Raw genomic sequence first — 15003 nt, forward strand, 5'->3', positions numbered from 1 at the left:
TCTCGAAGACAAGCCGGTAAGCCATATCCTGCAGGTGCTCAATATCATCCTGGAGTGCCGGGATGTGCCAGATATCACTGACGGGCTCAAGTCCGGTTGCGGCAAAGGCGACCGAACTGACGGACGCAGCCGGGTACGCATTCTCCTCGCCAAATGCTGACATCAGTGTGCCCGGGTTCAAATCAGGGAGAGAAATGCGGTCAGTGTCAGCCGTTTCGCCGGAAATGACCGGCCGTCCGCCAAAAAAGTCATTCTGCACTTCGCGACGCGGTTCACTGCCGGCGGTCACCCGTTCGTTCACAGGCAGCCCAGCGCCTGCAGGCAGTTCCTGCGCCGGTTCCGGACGCCCACGCGTGGTCAGAGTACCGCTGCGCAGCCCCGTGACCGGCGTTTCGGATTCGGTATCCGGGGAAAGAACAGTGACCGGTGCCTCCGGAGACTCGCGGCCAGCCACTCTTTCCGGCGGTGGCGTCATCGCCGGCAGCGGCGGCGGATCACCAAACTGTTCACGACGTTTCTGCTCGCGGGGGTCCAGTTCAATCAGCCAGCGATCATAGTTCAGGCTCGGATGGGGCAGCGCCTTAACCAGCTGGCCGATGAACTCATCCCTGAAAACATCAAGAGCATAGCTGTCGGGCATATCAAAGCACCGGCATGTTGCCCCAAAGACATCGTCGAGCGTGCAGTCAGGTTTGACTTCACCGCTGAATGATTTCCAGACTTTCATGGCAGAGGAGCGGAGGCTCAGGAGCGGCGTTACCTGACCACGGCTCATCCCACCTTCGAGCAGGTTTGGCATATGGGGATACAGATAATTGAGAGTATCCTCCATCCGGCTCACACTCGAATAATCAATGGGGTAACCTTCCTGTCCGAGCAGGTCTGAAAGTTCGCGCAGCGTAACAGCACGACCGAGTTGCTCTTCGTAAATCACGCGGGCCTTATGAACCCCAAAGGCCTTCTCGATATAGGCCAGATCTCCACGTACCTCATTTTCTGTCAGGTGCCCGACAAGGCATTTCAGCCGCCCGGGCCACGGTTTAAAGATGGTGTGAACCCGGTAAAAACGCTCATCGCCGGTTTCCTGCCACAGTTCGCAGAGGATTTGATACCGGGTATTGCCCCCGGAACTGAAGATGTAAACGTCTTCGCCGTCCGGATCGCGTGTCACTTTCGGTACCTGGACCAACCCACAGGCCCTGATGGAAGCCTTAATTTCATCGAAATGCGGGTTACGGCTCTTGCGGGGGTTGTCCGGATTAGGGCGCAGCTGGTCAAGGGTGAGGACCATTGCCATCTCGCTGACCGGTAATGGCGCTGCCGGGGTCTCCGAAGTCTGAGACGGTGATTTACCGCGCTGCAGCATTGAGGCACCCAGATTAAGGTTACGGACGTTACTCATGCGTTCCCCCTTGACCGACCGGTGATGTCAGAAAAACGGGTATAACGTCCTTCATACTGCAGGCGCACTGTGCCAATGGGACCCTGCCGCTGTTTGCTGATGATGATTTCAGCAACACCCTTATCTTCAGTATCTTCGTTATAGACCTCATCGCGATAAATAAAGACGATGACGTCAGCGTCCTGCTCCAGAGCACCGGAATCACGTAAATCACCGTTGTTCGGGCGTTTATCCTGGCGGCTCTCCAGCGAGCGATTAAGCTGAGAAAGCGCAACAACAGGGCAAGCCATCTCCTTGGCCAGTGCTTTCAGTGACCTGGAGATTTCCGCGATTTCCTGTGTACGGTTTTCCTGATCCGGAGAGCGCATTAACTGCAGGTAATCGAGGCCAATAATTGAGGGCGCACCATAACGGCGCGCATTACGACGGGTACGGATACGCAGCATCTGGGGAGTCAGGCCACTGGTGTCATCTATAACCAGGCGTGCGTTAAAATCCTCAGCCAAAATCTTGTATGCATCAGATACCCGCGCCCAGTCTTCATTATCCATCAGGCCGCTCTTCAGGCGCTGGAGTTCCACACTGCTCATTATTGATACCATGCGCATAAGAATCTGCTCTTCCGGCTGCTCAAGACTGTAGAACTGCCCTCTGGAATCGGTCTTTTGCATCATGTGGTTAAGCAGGAGACTGATAAGCAATGCTGTTTTTCCCATTGATGGACGGGCGGCAATCAGCACCAGGTCACCTGCCTGTAGTCCGCTGGTCAGATCATCAAACTCACTGAATCCGGTTACTGCACCGGTGATACCATCCGGTATGTTGCAACGTCGTTCTAGCTCAGTCAGTAACCTCTCCATGCCATCAATAAGCGTGTGTGCCTGCTCTGGTTCAGCGCGCTCAGCCAGCCGGGTAATATCCTGCTCAGCTTTCTCCATAATATGAGCAATATCGCTGCCAGGTTGACGGACATCATGAGTGATATCAGCGCCGATTCTGGCCAGCTGTCGGGCACGGCTGTAGCGGGCTACAATTTCGCAATACGCGATGATATTGGCTGCACTGGGAATGTTTTTGGAGATTTCAGCGAGATAGGCAAAACCACCAAGCTGAGCCAGCTTGCCCTGACTCTCAATGCTCTCGCTGATAGTGAGCAAATCCAGTGGACGTCCGGCATTCACCAGACGCGTCATCTCCTGATAGATGACACTATGGGGACGGGAATAAAAGTCCTCCGCACTGATAAGCAAGGCGACCTCATCCCAGCGATCGTTATCCAGCATAAGGCCGCCGAGTACACACTGCTCGGCGTCGAGGGAAGCCAGCCCATCAAGGGCTTTTTTAATCTCAGACATAAGCCGCCCCCGTTTGCGATAAGGAGTGGCTTAAAGCTGTGTAAAAAGGAGCCGGACGAACAGCAGTCATTTCGTGTCCCCTTCCTCTGCAAGCTCATCGAACCTGTGCTTCCACTCAGGGAACAGTTCGCAGGCGAGTTTTTGCATCGAATCAAATGCGGAATCACTTTTACGGCTGGTTTTCTTCTCAAGGCGGTGAACAGGTAATCCGGATGCGTGCCCCTGCTTGTAAACGTCAAGGTCATAAATGCGGGTCTGGAGCATATCGATGACAATTTTATCCGCATGCTGACTGTATTCACCATTCATGATGATGTTTTCGGCCTGCTCCACAGTAGTCTTCGCAAGCAGCGTATAATCCATGCAGTTCACAAGCATACGTATGCGCGGGAGAGTGATTCCAAAAGCCATGTAAGGCAGCAGTTCTTCCATTAAAGCAACTGTCCCGCGCATGAACTCACGCACATCAGGTAGCACTGGTTTGACCATGCCAATCATTTCACCGGTCGCGGCCAGAATAATCAGCTCCGACATCACTGAGCGTGATCCCTGTGAATCTATCAGGATGACGTCATACTGGCTGAACACTGAATTAGACAGTGCATTGCGAAGACGCACGCGTCCGTCAGCAACATTAAGCATGTAGGTAGGTAAAAGGTTACGGGGATCATTGGAAACGATGACGTCGAGATTATCGATCGCGGTGCGGGAAATAATGTTTTCGGCCCGGTAGAGGTCAACGGACTGCATCAGCAGCTCGTAAAGGCCACATGGCGCTTCGTACTCTAAGGGATAGATACTACTGGCTGTGGGCTGGGCATGGTCGCCGTCAATGATGAGGGTTTTTATTCCTGCATCGGCGAGAAAACCACCCAGATTAGCGGCCTGGGTTGATTTCCCCTCACCACCTTTGGTAGAAACTACAGGTACAACCTTTGTTTTTGAATGCATTTCGTCACCTGAATAACATAATTCAGATAAGACCGAATGCTCACTTCACTGCTTTCCAGAAACACGGGGATTGAAAATCCCCGTGTCCTTGGTTCGATTCCGAGTCCGGGCACCACTATTTAAAGAACCCAGCCTATGGCTGGGTTTTTGCTTTTCTGCTTCCGGACTCTCCATCGAACTCCATTCGATTATTCGCCGCAAGCGGCTCACCCCTTCGGGGCCAGCGCGACAAGCTCGCTGTTCAACGCCTGACGGCGTTAGTCCAGGCCCGGGTGTAAGCGCACCCGTTTTAATTCCACGCACTTTTGCGACCCCGGCCATATTTGACCCAGGTCCAAAATCAGCATAATGCTAAATCAGAGATCTTCACCTTTATGACTCTGCCCGAAATCCTGCGCCATTCAGATACAGAATCACTTTGCAGTTTTTCCACCATCAATTCATATTCCTGACATAAAGCCTGATTCCCTTTATTACATTGCGATAATCATTCATTTTCAATTTATCGCCTCACCATATATATCCCCTAACCTTAGGGGATAACGAGCTATTCTCAGCGCCATCGGACACCTAACACCAAATAAAAACTCCGACAATAAATCATTCACTTCCCTCAGTCCCGGAACCATCATCAATCATCGTCACGCGACCATTTTCATATTTGAAACGGGAACCATCATCAAAGGCAATCACAGAGTTTTTTTGCCCCCACGACACCCATCTTAAAGGGGTATCATAATTCGCAGGTGGGTAAAACTCGTTTGAGATCACAACCTCTTTACCTGAAAAATCAAAAAGCCTATAGGCTCTGTATCGATACAAATCTCCGTATTTAGGGTCAGTTTTATATATTGCGGAGTATTGAGGAAATAAATATAATTCTGCTTACATTGTTATTTTTATCTAAAATGAAACTATCTCCATTAGACTCCCGACCAATCTGGCTACCATCCACAGTGAGTATATTATTTCCATTGAGTGTAACATGCGATTTTTATCGTTCGATTCTTGACCCCAAATATACTCTAATTTCCCTAACGTTGTATTATCACAATTTGTCCTTTGAGTGCATTTTTCAAAAGCATATGATGAGGAGGATATCCATACCAGTCCTGCAATTATAGAACGTAAAACCATTACTTGGTGTCTCCTTTTATTTTTTCTATTACAACTTCTAAACCACCTGACGCCTGTTTTTTTGTGAACTCTATTTTCGGACAATAAAAATTTTGGAGATTGATATTGTTATTAATGTAATCTGATAACCACACCCTCTGACCCTGAACATAACTCCCATAACCTTTAACTGATTTGGCAGCCTTTTTCCCCCCAACCTGTGCCACCAGTAATTTATGTGCATTTTCCTCTGTAATGGTTTTTCTGATAAACCGTTTTGCATCGCCAAGCCCCAGATGATGGGTCAGATAAAAGATCTTCGCCTTTTCTGCATCGTTCAGGCTTTCCACGTTGTAGCCTGCCGCCTGTAACTTAGCGAGGTTATATAGCCCGTAATCCACCGCCGCCATAATGATAAATTCCGGCTCAAAACGTAGATTAAGCCATGCCTGAAGCGCTTTTGTTGCATGAGGAGGATAAGGCGTTACCCCCCTGAGTAATCGGTTATCGATAATCTGCTCTTTTGTCCACCATATATCAGGTGATATCTCAAACATCGGCAGGATGATTTGCTGGTGGGTTTTCGGGTGATATTCAATATTGTTCAGCGCATCCCGCTTTGGCTTATCTGCCAGTACGCCACGAACTCTTGCCTGCTCATTCAGATAAGTCCCTTCGCGAAAGGTTTCATCAAGCCATGTGGCATTTAAAAACTGCGTCATCCCTGCGGCTGAACTGGCATAAACCACAACGCCTTCGGCTGATTCGCCCTGTTGTTCTTTTAATGCCTTCGCGGCTTTTGTTTTCTCCCGGCTTATTGCCACTGAATCTTTATTCCAGACACCTTTAATCTGAGCAGATTCAGCATTAATAACCGTGGCAATACTCTGCGGAATAATCCCGCTGCGTTCTGATGCGGCTATTATCTGATCCCAATAACACAGATTTGCCCCTAACTGGAGATCATACCGGTTTGGACAAGTATGATTGATCTGAATAACGGGATTGCCCTTGCTGTCCCGTCCACTGACCACCGTGTTGACAGGATGTTTATCAAGATCAATACGGCCTGCGCGGTCTTTAATGGGTTGAGTCACGCCCTTTACCCGTACTTTCGGGCTGGTCAGTCTGATATCACTTTTTCCTTCTGACGGTATAAATCTTGCCACCTCCTTAATACCGTGTGCACCATTCACAAATACGCGGATCTCCTCCGCTTTCGCCATGACGTAATCCTGAATCCGGCCCAGTTCATCCGTCACCGATTCAAGCACATCGCCCGCCGCCGACTCGATTCTGACCTTAAACCTTTGCAGCGGTTTTTCTATCAGGTCCTCAAAGGCAAAGGAGAGCGTGCAGGAGGTATCAGCTTGTGCTGCCAGAGAGTCGATCTCCGTCTGACTCATGCGGTACTGACGAACGGGGAGTTTCAGCACCTGCCCCGGAAAAATCAGCGACGGATTGCGAAGATGGTTCAGCTTCGCCAGCTCTTTTACGGTGCAGTCATGCTCCTGCGCTATTTCACTGAGCGAATCCCCAGGCTGTACCGTCACCTCGGTTGCAGACGGGTTGAGCGATACGGTGCTGTCCAGCGTCAGGGGTTTTTCCTGCGGGTCAACCACGCAGCGCCAGGCTGCTGACCAGCCCAGCAGGCCATCAAATTTACGGGGCGTCACATCCGCTTCCGGAAATATCGTTACGTAATGGTCTTCCCTGGCCATTATTCTTGCTCCTCCGGCATAAATTTAAAGACAGGCGCACTCTCTGCCTCGCAGTCCTTGCCGCTGGTAACAGCAATAAACTGTTTGGGGGCGTTCCCCATCGCGGGCAAGTCAAGCGGCATGGCTACAGGGGCGCTAAGCCCGGAGTGTTTAACTTTGCGGATATACGTCCCCGTTGTACCGTATTCAATTTTTCCTTCCTCTAACTTCAGGTAACTGCCGCCGCCATTCAGCGTGATGCGCTTCTTACCCTGAAAGAGGATTTCACTCAGACTGGTTATTCTCACTGTTTGCTCTGCGCTCAGGTGCATGTTGCCGCCCTGTGCCTGGAACTGGACCAGACCTTCACTGGCAATAATGCTGAGTGTTCCTGTACGGGCAAACAGACCGATTTTATCGCCTGCCAGCGCAGCCACATTACCCATCGCGCCGATACTGATATCGCCGCCCGCATTCATGACAATGTTGTCTGCCGCTGCCAGCTGCATATGCTCACCGCTGGTAAACGCCACGCCCTCCGGGCCATGAAAGTGAATCATCCCGTTAAGCGGCTTCAGTCGTTCATTAAACATCGCAATCTGGCTGGCAATATCCGCTTCCAGCGCCTGCGCCTGTTCCGCGGCTGCAGCCAGGGCCTGTAACTGATGCCGGCAGATTTCAATTTCCCGCAGGGCGGTTTCCATATCCAGCACATCGCCAGCAGCTTTAGCCTGACCCTCGGCGGTGACGAACAGCCCTTTTGCCACCCGAATTACACCGTATTCATCGGTGCGCAATTCAAAGCCGGAGCCTCGCGGTTTGCCCTGTTCGTCAGTGATATGTCCCTGATTAAGCTGTGAAGCGCCATACGGGGTGGTCAGCGCAATATGCTCCTCACCGCGCAGGTCTTCCATCCGCAGTTCATTTCCGCCGCGGTGCGCAGAATGTTCTGGCTGCGGTTATCACGGGTAACGATGTCAGCGTGTTCCGAATCATGGAAGGCCGACGCAATATATGGGCGGTCCGGGTTGCCATCGTGGAACGCCACTCCCACTTCCGTCCCGTCTGTCAGGGGCATATGCCAGCCATACTTATCTCCGGCAAACGGCTTCATCATACGTAACCATGGATAAGCAAATCCCGGTTCACACTCTTCCAGATTGAAGTCCATCCGTACCCGGTAACGCCCGGTTTCATCCAGATACGCGTAAGGATTGTTTTTGTCACGACTTTCCACCCGCCCCGGAATCGTACCGTGAATCCCGGGACGAGGAATTTCAGCAGGACGGAAACAGTATTCTTCCCGATACGGCATTCCCCATACCGACACATACAGGCGGGTGTCTCGCGAACCGCGATACGATGTAAAGGCGACAAGCACCCCATCTTTAAGGTCGTGCAGCTTTGCACCAACGGGGTCAAACACTCTCCCCGGGCTCAACCAGTAAGCGTTGCTGAACAGGTGAAGGTAAGCGGATTGATTCAGCTCGCGCTCGTGGCGAATGCGGGCATAAAAGGCTCCACTTTCAGTTGCAGGCTCCGGGTCGGAATCATCTCCGGCGTTGAGATAAGGTTCTGTATAACGGTAATGCTCGCCTGTCATTACGGCTGGAGAATGCACTGAGACAGCAGCATCCATTGGATCCAGTGCTGTACGAGGATTGTAATCACGGGCCGAAACTTTCTCCGTCACCACGTGATGCCATGTGCGCACACCCCAGCAGCAGAGCTCCGCACCATCATGCAAGCCGGAAGGTTCATGGTATGGCAGGGCAGCGTTAAAGATATAGTGGAGCTGGCTGTCGCCGAAGACCGTAACATCCAGATCTGTGGCGTTGTTTATCTCCTGACGGAACCAGATACCCACGTCAGACAGAATGCGCTGAATAAACTGCAGGTCGGTTTCACGCCACTGGGTTATCAGTTCACGAACCGGATAATGCCGGGAAAGCGTAAACGCAAAATCTGCTCCCTCCAGCCCGTGAGAACGCAACACCTGCGCCACCACTTCAGGTACAGAAAGGTGCTGATAAATAGCGCAGCGACGGGAGCGGGAGAGCAGAGCAAGGCGTGATTCCAGAGTAACGGCGTAATGTGACTGGTCAGCACTGGTGGAGATCCATTCAAGACCGGTAATGATGCCATGCACCACTTTGCAGCCCCGCATATGGAAACTGGCGTATTTCAGCAATACGTCCTCTCCCTGAACAACCTGTGGCGTGGTGAATTCAATACGCCATGAAAAGGGTTGACTCAGTGCTTCTGTTCCCCTGAACCGTAAGACATCCGGTCTGACGGCGCTGTGATTGATATCCAGCGTGTAACGGGATAAGGAACCTTTCCCGGTGAATGCAGACTGATCCATCAGCATGCTTTATCCTTAATGAAGTAAATTTCCGGCGATAAACCCACCTTTCCATTAAGGTTATTGTTCTTTAATTAACCAGCCCACACAAGTAATCAGTTACTTACACACTTCAATAATAAGTAGCAGCGCCTTCTGTCATCAGACCGGCAATCAGAAATAATATTAACGAAACGCCAGACTTACCGAAGTCGGCATCAAGACTGCTCGTTGAGCAAGACCATCATTTTTGCTGCAAAAACAGCAGAATGAGCGGTTTCCATTAACGAAGGGGAATCCACTCAAAAGCTGAGACATTCCTGCGGGGTTAATAAGCTTCGCCTTCGCCGAAGGCGCCGTCCACCAGGCAAATTCTCGCTGCAAAATGCGCAGCAGCCTGCAGTGCAGCGGCGATATTACCGTGCTGACGTAAATGGAGCAGAAACGCAGTGATAAACGCATCACCCGCGCCTAATGTATCCACCGGTGTTACCGTTTCCGGCTCCTGCTGATACCAGTTTTTACCGTCGAACAGGAGTGCGCCTTGCTCGCCACGCGTCGCGACCGCCAAACCGCTGCCTGCCTGCACCGCCTGAACCAGGAGTTCACGTGTTTCTACCAGCGACCATTCCGCACAGGAGAAAAATGCAGCATCGAGCCAGCGGCATAATGGCAGCGCCTGTGCAACGACGAAGTCATCTGAAAAATCATATGAAAGCCATCCGGATAACGTTGCCAGCGCAGGTAGCTGCGCATCAATATAGCTATAGCTGCTGGTGTGGATCAGCGAGAAATCATTAAGCCAGTCCATCTGTTGCAAAATGAAGTCCATCGATTCTGTCTGACGCACACCGCCGAGGTTCGAACCGAGAAACACCCGTTCCCCCTGCTCAATCGTCAGCCGCGCATAGCCATTTTCACCCGCAACCTGACGGCAATGACCTATATCGATGCCGAACTTTGCCAACGTACGCATCACATGGTCAGCCGCCGCATCGTTACCAAAAATACCCAGATAAGCAGCCGATGCATCCAGCATCGCCGCATACACGCTGAAATTGAGCGCGTTGCCTCCCGGATACCGAACACGCCGGTGTTCATATTTATCGACAACGTTGTCGCCTATGCCAATGACTTTCATTGATCGCCGCCCTTAGTAATCCACCACGCCCATATAGCGGCGGGTTGAGAGCGGATGCTGGCGGATATCAGCCAGTGCCGCACGGTAGTCGCACATGATGCTGTAAAACAGCACCGGGTTAAAATAGTCCACCACTGATGCAGGCAGCGCATTCAGGCCCAACTCGCGGGCATCCACAACCTCGGTTTTGTCGTTGTAGCGATTCAGGAACGCCTGCGCACGCTGATCCAGAGCACGCGTGCGGCCTTCATTCATCAGGAGGATAAAGGGTACGTGATTATCGGTGACTTCAAATGGGCCATGAAAGAACTCTCCGCTGTGAATAGAGGCGGCATCGAGACGCTGCATTTCCATCAGTGAGCAGATGGCGAATCCATAGGCATGACCGTAGGAGGCGCCACTCGAAAGCACATAGAACAGGGACTCATGCTGATAGCGTTCTGCGAACGCAGCGCAGCGGGTTGCCACCTTAGCGCGGGCCTGACGGATCACCGTATCGATTTGCGCAAAACCATGCTGGAAAGCCTGCCATTCGGCAAAGCCTTCCACCTGATGCAGCATATCAACGCACAGGCTGAGGATCAGCGCCATCGGGTTTTCGGTGACAAGCGTATCATCACCCCATTTATATAACAGGTTATGGTCGGCCCATTGCAGCAGTTCCGCTTCCGCATTGTGCGTAAGCGTGATAGTGGCAGCACCACGTTTTTTTGCCAGTTGAGCCGCAGCCACAGACTCCGGTGTGTTGCCGCCATGCGAACAGACAATAACAAGTGACGAGGCACCTAACGCGCGCGGTGCGGCATGCACAAATTCATTGGCAGTCATCATCCATGAGCGCAGATTTTCACTCTGCTCATTGAGAAAATAATGAGCAGGATACATATCTACCAGCGAGCCACCGCAAGCGACCAGGAAAACCTGACGCAGCGGCTTATCCTGAAAATGGCTGCTCATCAGGGAGGTAATGATGGATTGGGTCTGCATGGCGTTAATCACCGTAAATATTGAAATTGAAGTATTTTTTCGCTAAACGATCATAGGTTCCGTTGGCGCGAATCGCGGCGATCGCCTTGTTAAAACGGGCCTGCAAATCTTTATCATCCTGCCGTAACCCGATCCCGGTACCAGGCCCAAAGATCTCATCATCTTTGACCTGCGGCTGGATTAGCGTGAAGTTTTGGCCCTGTGGTTTGCTCAACAGCGCTTCAGTGATCACCACCGCATCATCGAGCGTGCCATCAAGGCGGCCATTAATCAGATCGGCATAGACCGATTCCGCATCCGGATAAGCAACCACCTCAACGCCCGCGTTGCGCCAGTATTTGTTGGCATAACTTTCAAATACCGAACCCTGCTGGACGCCAATACGTTTACCTTTCAGCGATGCCGCCGTGGGGGTGAGTGAACTGCCTTTAGAGGTAACCAGGAATGCGGGAGTATTGAAGAGTTTGTCACTGAAAGAGATGGCTTTTTTGCGCTCATCAGTGATCGACAGAGAAGAAAGAATGGCATCAAATTTCTTTGCCTGGAGTGCCGGAATAAGCCCGTCGAAGCTGTTCTGTACCCAGGAGCATTGCACCTTCATTTCCGCGCAAATCGCATTACCAAGGTCGATATCGAAACCGATGAGCTGACCATTGGCATTTTTCGATTCAAACGGTGGGAAGGTCGGGTCGATACCAAAACGCAGTTGATCCGCAGCCACCGCCGTGTGTATGCAGCCTAACATTGCTATCGCTGAAGCAAGCCCGGCGATGGCTTTTTTAATTTTCATAGCTGTTCCCCTAATATTTAAAAATACCAAAAAACATACCACGAAGATTGATATACGCTCGATCTGGCGGATATAGCAACAATAATTCGCGAATAATGACCAAAAAAATTGCCGTGGTATGTTATGCTGAGTGTCACGCCATACCGATATCAATGATTTTTGTTTTGTATAATCAAATGATTGATTTCCTATTTTTTGCTTTCCATAACCGAAACAAAACAGACCATGAATAGCCCAGTAAAACAGACCAGAAGGCCGCGCAGGAGCTATCTCGACGCGCGCAAAAAATTACTCGGAATACTCAATTCACCCGATTTCAACAGCGGCGATCAGATCCCCGCAGAGCGCGAGTTAAGCGAGCTGTTGGGGATCAGCCGTGTGACAGTGCGAAAAATCATCACCGAATTGATTGACGAAGGCGTGCTGGAAAGACGGGGTAATCAGGGAACCTGGTTGGTCGATACGGCGATTGAACGCCCTCTGCAACCTGCGCTGGGTATCAGTAAAATTCTTGAATTGAATGGCGCAGTACCCAGCAGCCAGTTGATCTACTTTCATATTTCCGCAGCCAGCGCCCGCATTGCACGGCTGCTGCACATTGAAGAGGGCGATCCTTTAGTGATGATCAAACGACTGCGCCTGGCTGATGGATACCCTTTCTGCCTTGAAACCAGTTATTTACCTCAAGCCCGTGTCGCAGATTTGAGCGCTGATATGTTAGAAAAAGAAGGCTCTCTTTATCGCCTGCTGGCTGAGCGTTACGCTATTCATGATGTTTACGATGAAGGGACCATCCGGGCAGCGGCGATGAGCGAAGAGGAGCATCAACTGTTGCAGGCAAAGCCAGAGAGCCCGGCGCTGGTCTATCGTGGTGTGATATACGATAGCCAGCATCAGCCAATTGAATATCTGGTCTCGGTTAATCATCCGCAACGCGTCGCTTTCCGCATCAATGGTGGCCTGAAGGAAGTGGACGTGCTTTCACCGTGACCGGGCTATTGCATGTTTTCGCCCCAACACTGCGAACGTAAGGCAGGGAAGTACAGCCGTCGTCATTAAGCGGAGCAGGTGATAAATGCCATCCCGGCTGTGCCGCCAATCCATATTCTGCCACCTATTCAGAATGTGCCTCACCCAACTCACGGGTACGTTTCACTGCAGCCAGCACACTGCGTTGCAGACCTGCAGCGAAATCGCTGTTATTAAGTTCATATAACCCATGAATCCCTACCCCTGCCGGGGAGTTGTTGATATCCAGAAGCTGCCGTGGATGTTTCTGGCTCAGGCGCAACATCTCTACCGCCCCCTGCAGATTTTCCAGCACTACCTCGCTTGCCTGCGCACGCGACAAGCCTGCCAGCACTCCTGCATCGGTCAGCGACTCGATAAAGTAATAAATGTAGTTCGGCCCGGCGACGCCAAAACCGGTGAAAATATCGATTAGCCGTTCTGGCAGGTAGAGCACTTTGCCAAAGCCGGTCAGAAAAGGCTCCACCTGTTCAGGGGTCGCCTGCGCATTCAGTACCACGCCGCTGTAGCCAAAACCGGTGTCGGTAAGCGTATTAGGGATAACGCGGGCAATGGGTTTTCCCGCTCCCAACGCCGCTTCCAGTTTGAGCAGCGTCACCCCCGCAATCAGGGAAACCACCGTCGTTCCGGCAGAAAGATGAGGCTGAATACGCGCTGCCACACCCACTAAATCATCCTGCGGGCGGATCCCCAGAACTACCAGCGAGGCCTCACGCAGCACATGTTCACTCTGCCGTTCCTGAACCAGACCATAACGTTCAGTGAGCAGTGCAATACGGCCAGCATCAATATCCTCAAGCGAAATCTCTTCTGCGCGCAGCTTTCCCGTTTCCAGCGAAGCGCGGATAATGGCTTCCGCCATTTGGCCGGCGCCAATAAAATGTACATTTGCCATGAGCGGCCACTCCTTATTGAAAACGATATTCACCGCGACCTACGCGAAAACGTTGGCCTTTCAGCGACGGGTCAGAGGCGCTAAAGACCAGTTCGACTAATCGATTGGCCTCCCCCTGCCGAAAGATAAAGCGCTGTAGTCCTGCAGCCAGACCTTCAGGCAGTTCATTAAAACCGAACAACGCGTGCCAGTGCTCGCGCACGGCCTGCGGGTCTTGCACGTCAAAAATAGCGCTCTGTAATGTCACCTCGCCTGCCGGATGCGGCCTGTCGAGCCCCTGAGCGCGTAGCCGCGTTAGCCGTGTGTTATCGTCTTCCCCCCATTGCAGAACAAAGGGATACGGCAAACCGTTAAAATCCCCACCGATGGTAAAAATGCGCCAGCTAATAACGTTTCCTTGCGGGTCGTTGCGTTGACCGTTGACAATTGGCGAGACCTGTAACCCCTTACTGCGAAACTCTGCATGCGTCTGGTCAATATCATCTGTGCGTAACGCTATCCGGTGCAGCACCTGGTTTTCGGGCAAGAGCTTCGCCGCATCATGGGAGAGCAAAAAATCGGCCTGCGCCGAAGCCAGTTCAGCATGATCATAAATGGCGAGAAATTCGATGTAGGTCAGTCCGAAATAGCTGAGCGCATTCCAGGTTCCCCAGCCAGGGTGACGTCCACCGGCAACTGCGTTGAGCCTCTGCCCGGCAAACGTTGCAATCGCCTCGTCCGGCTGGTTCACAAACTGAACGGCGTGGTCCCATTTTAAGGTTGTCATTAAGCCTCCTGAGACTGATAGAAACGCAGGCGGCAGGCAGCATCACCCCGCGCCAGCGCCGTCTCAACCACTAGCTGCACGCCATCAAGCGCATCGGTTAACGCATGATCCCCCTCCATGCAGATATCACACAGCGTCTCAATCTGTCTGGCATCGCGTCCCTGCTGACGCCAGCAATTGACATAAGGGCAATAATGGAACAGTACAATAAACTCTGACGGACTGGCCGAAACGGTCTCCATTTCGTAAACCTGCGATTCCAGCCCACGGGTAAATACGGCGGCAAATTCCTGCAGGTCGTGACCATGACGCATCTTCGCGCGCACGGAACGCCCGATATCACGGCCATAATGGCGGATAGCGTCACGCGCATAATCGTCAGACTGATTGCGTTGTCGGGACTCATCAAGCAAATAGCCAAGCGTGGCCGCGCGTTTTTCAGTGATAGCGCGCAGCGCCAGGGTAACCTCGTCGTCCAGGGTCGGCGCATTGTGCGCCGAAGCGGGCTGTTTTGTACTCATCAGACA

Annotated in this window: 11 protein-coding genes and 1 pseudogene; 1 reads left to right on the plus strand and 11 read right to left on the minus strand. The window is 51.9% G+C overall.

The features are described 5' to 3' along the window. From CWM66_RS23615 to CWM66_RS23655, 8 genes and pseudogenes are all read right to left on the minus strand, one after another. Positions 1–1402 (minus strand): ParB family protein (locus CWM66_RS23615; RefSeq protein ID WP_107147379.1); only part of this gene is annotated, 1402 nt, incomplete at its 3' end. Continuing rightward, positions 1399–2757 carry an SPI-7-type island replicative DNA helicase gene (gene dnaB-PI / locus CWM66_RS23620; protein WP_107147380.1) on the minus strand — a complete coding sequence of 453 codons (1359 nt, stop codon included), beginning with the start codon at positions 2755–2757 and terminating at the stop codon, positions 1399–1401. The genes CWM66_RS23615 and dnaB-PI, both read right to left, overlap by 4 nt. Positions 2758–2823: 66 nt before the next feature. Next, positions 2824–3708: a ParA family protein gene (locus CWM66_RS23625; RefSeq protein ID WP_107147382.1), complete on the minus strand. Its 885-nt coding sequence runs from the start codon at positions 3706–3708 to the stop codon at positions 2824–2826. A 1136-nt stretch (positions 3709–4844) separates the two neighbouring features. Continuing rightward, a complete protein-coding gene (locus tag CWM66_RS23635; RefSeq protein WP_107147383.1) occupies positions 4845–6545 on the minus strand; it encodes a LysM peptidoglycan-binding domain-containing protein in 1701 nt (566 codons plus the stop codon). Continuing rightward, a pseudogene (locus CWM66_RS23640) lies at positions 6545–8889 on the minus strand (type VI secretion system Vgr family protein). Before CWM66_RS23640 ends, CWM66_RS23635 begins: the two are co-directional and overlap by 1 nt. A 307-nt stretch (positions 8890–9196) precedes the next feature. Continuing rightward, the gene (locus CWM66_RS23645; protein ID WP_107147385.1) at positions 9197–10009 is read right to left on the minus strand and encodes a PfkB family carbohydrate kinase; all 813 of its coding nucleotides are present in this window, start codon (positions 10007–10009) and stop codon (positions 9197–9199) included. Positions 10010–10021: 12 nt separating this feature from the next. Further along, complete coding sequence (locus CWM66_RS23650) at positions 10022–10996, minus strand: SIS domain-containing protein (RefSeq protein WP_007372563.1); 975 nt, start codon at positions 10994–10996, stop codon at positions 10022–10024. Positions 10997–11000: 4 nt separating this feature from the next. Further along, positions 11001–11786, minus strand: coding sequence for an ABC transporter substrate-binding protein (locus CWM66_RS23655; RefSeq protein ID WP_035886946.1), 786 nt, complete (start codon positions 11784–11786; stop codon positions 11001–11003). A 297-nt stretch (positions 11787–12083) separates the two neighbouring features. Here CWM66_RS23655 and CWM66_RS23660 point away from each other — a divergent pair, with 297 nt between their 5' ends. Further along, complete coding sequence (locus CWM66_RS23660) at positions 12084–12776, plus strand: GntR family transcriptional regulator (RefSeq protein WP_079518345.1); 693 nt, start codon at positions 12084–12086, stop codon at positions 12774–12776. Between the two features lie 124 nt (positions 12777–12900). Here the strand turns inward: CWM66_RS23660 and CWM66_RS23665 are convergent, their stop codons facing one another. Genes CWM66_RS23665 through CWM66_RS23675 form a run of 3 tightly spaced genes read right to left on the minus strand, consistent with a single transcriptional unit; the run spans position 12901 to position 14997 of the window. Beyond that, positions 12901–13710 carry a pyrroline-5-carboxylate reductase gene (locus CWM66_RS23665; RefSeq protein WP_007372559.1) on the minus strand — a complete coding sequence of 270 codons (810 nt, stop codon included), beginning with the start codon at positions 13708–13710 and terminating at the stop codon, positions 12901–12903. A 13-nt stretch (positions 13711–13723) separates the two neighbouring features. Beyond that, positions 13724–14476 (minus strand): VOC family protein, encoded by a 753-nt coding sequence (locus tag CWM66_RS23670; protein ID WP_007372558.1) that lies wholly within the window; start codon positions 14474–14476, stop codon positions 13724–13726. Next, the gene (locus tag CWM66_RS23675) at positions 14476–14997 is read right to left on the minus strand and encodes an L-2-amino-thiazoline-4-carboxylic acid hydrolase (RefSeq protein ID WP_071920066.1); all 522 of its coding nucleotides are present in this window, start codon (positions 14995–14997) and stop codon (positions 14476–14478) included. The genes CWM66_RS23670 and CWM66_RS23675 overlap by 1 nt, the downstream gene beginning before the upstream one ends. Positions 14998–15003 lie beyond the last annotated feature (6 nt).

Origin of the sequence: Kosakonia sp. H7A, assembly GCF_003028445.1 — a bacterium.
Lineage (GTDB): Bacteria > Pseudomonadota > Gammaproteobacteria > Enterobacterales > Enterobacteriaceae > Kosakonia > Kosakonia radicincitans.

Bases quoted from the DNA above. Each gene is read 5' to 3' on its own strand.
- dnaB-PI (WP_107147380.1), bottom strand. From the start codon at position 2,757: ATGTCTGAGATTAAAAAAGCCCTTGATGGGCTGGCTTCCCTCGACGCC.
- CWM66_RS23625 (WP_107147382.1), bottom strand. From the start codon at position 3,708: ATGCATTCAAAAACAAAGGTTGTACCTGTAGTTTCTACCAAAGGTGGT.
- CWM66_RS23635 (WP_107147383.1), bottom strand. From the start codon at position 6,545: ATGGCCAGGGAAGACCATTACGTAACGATATTTCCGGAAGCGGATGTG.
- CWM66_RS23645 (WP_107147385.1), bottom strand. From the start codon at position 10,009: ATGAAAGTCATTGGCATAGGCGACAACGTTGTCGATAAATATGAACAC.
- CWM66_RS23650 (WP_007372563.1), bottom strand. From the start codon at position 10,996: ATGCAGACCCAATCCATCATTACCTCCCTGATGAGCAGCCATTTTCAG.
- CWM66_RS23655 (WP_035886946.1), bottom strand. From the start codon at position 11,786: ATGAAAATTAAAAAAGCCATCGCCGGGCTTGCTTCAGCGATAGCAATG.
- CWM66_RS23665 (WP_007372559.1), bottom strand. From the start codon at position 13,710: ATGGCAAATGTACATTTTATTGGCGCCGGCCAAATGGCGGAAGCCATT.
- CWM66_RS23670 (WP_007372558.1), bottom strand. From the start codon at position 14,476: ATGACAACCTTAAAATGGGACCACGCCGTTCAGTTTGTGAACCAGCCG.
- CWM66_RS23675 (WP_071920066.1), bottom strand. From the start codon at position 14,997: ATGAGTACAAAACAGCCCGCTTCGGCGCACAATGCGCCGACCCTGGAC.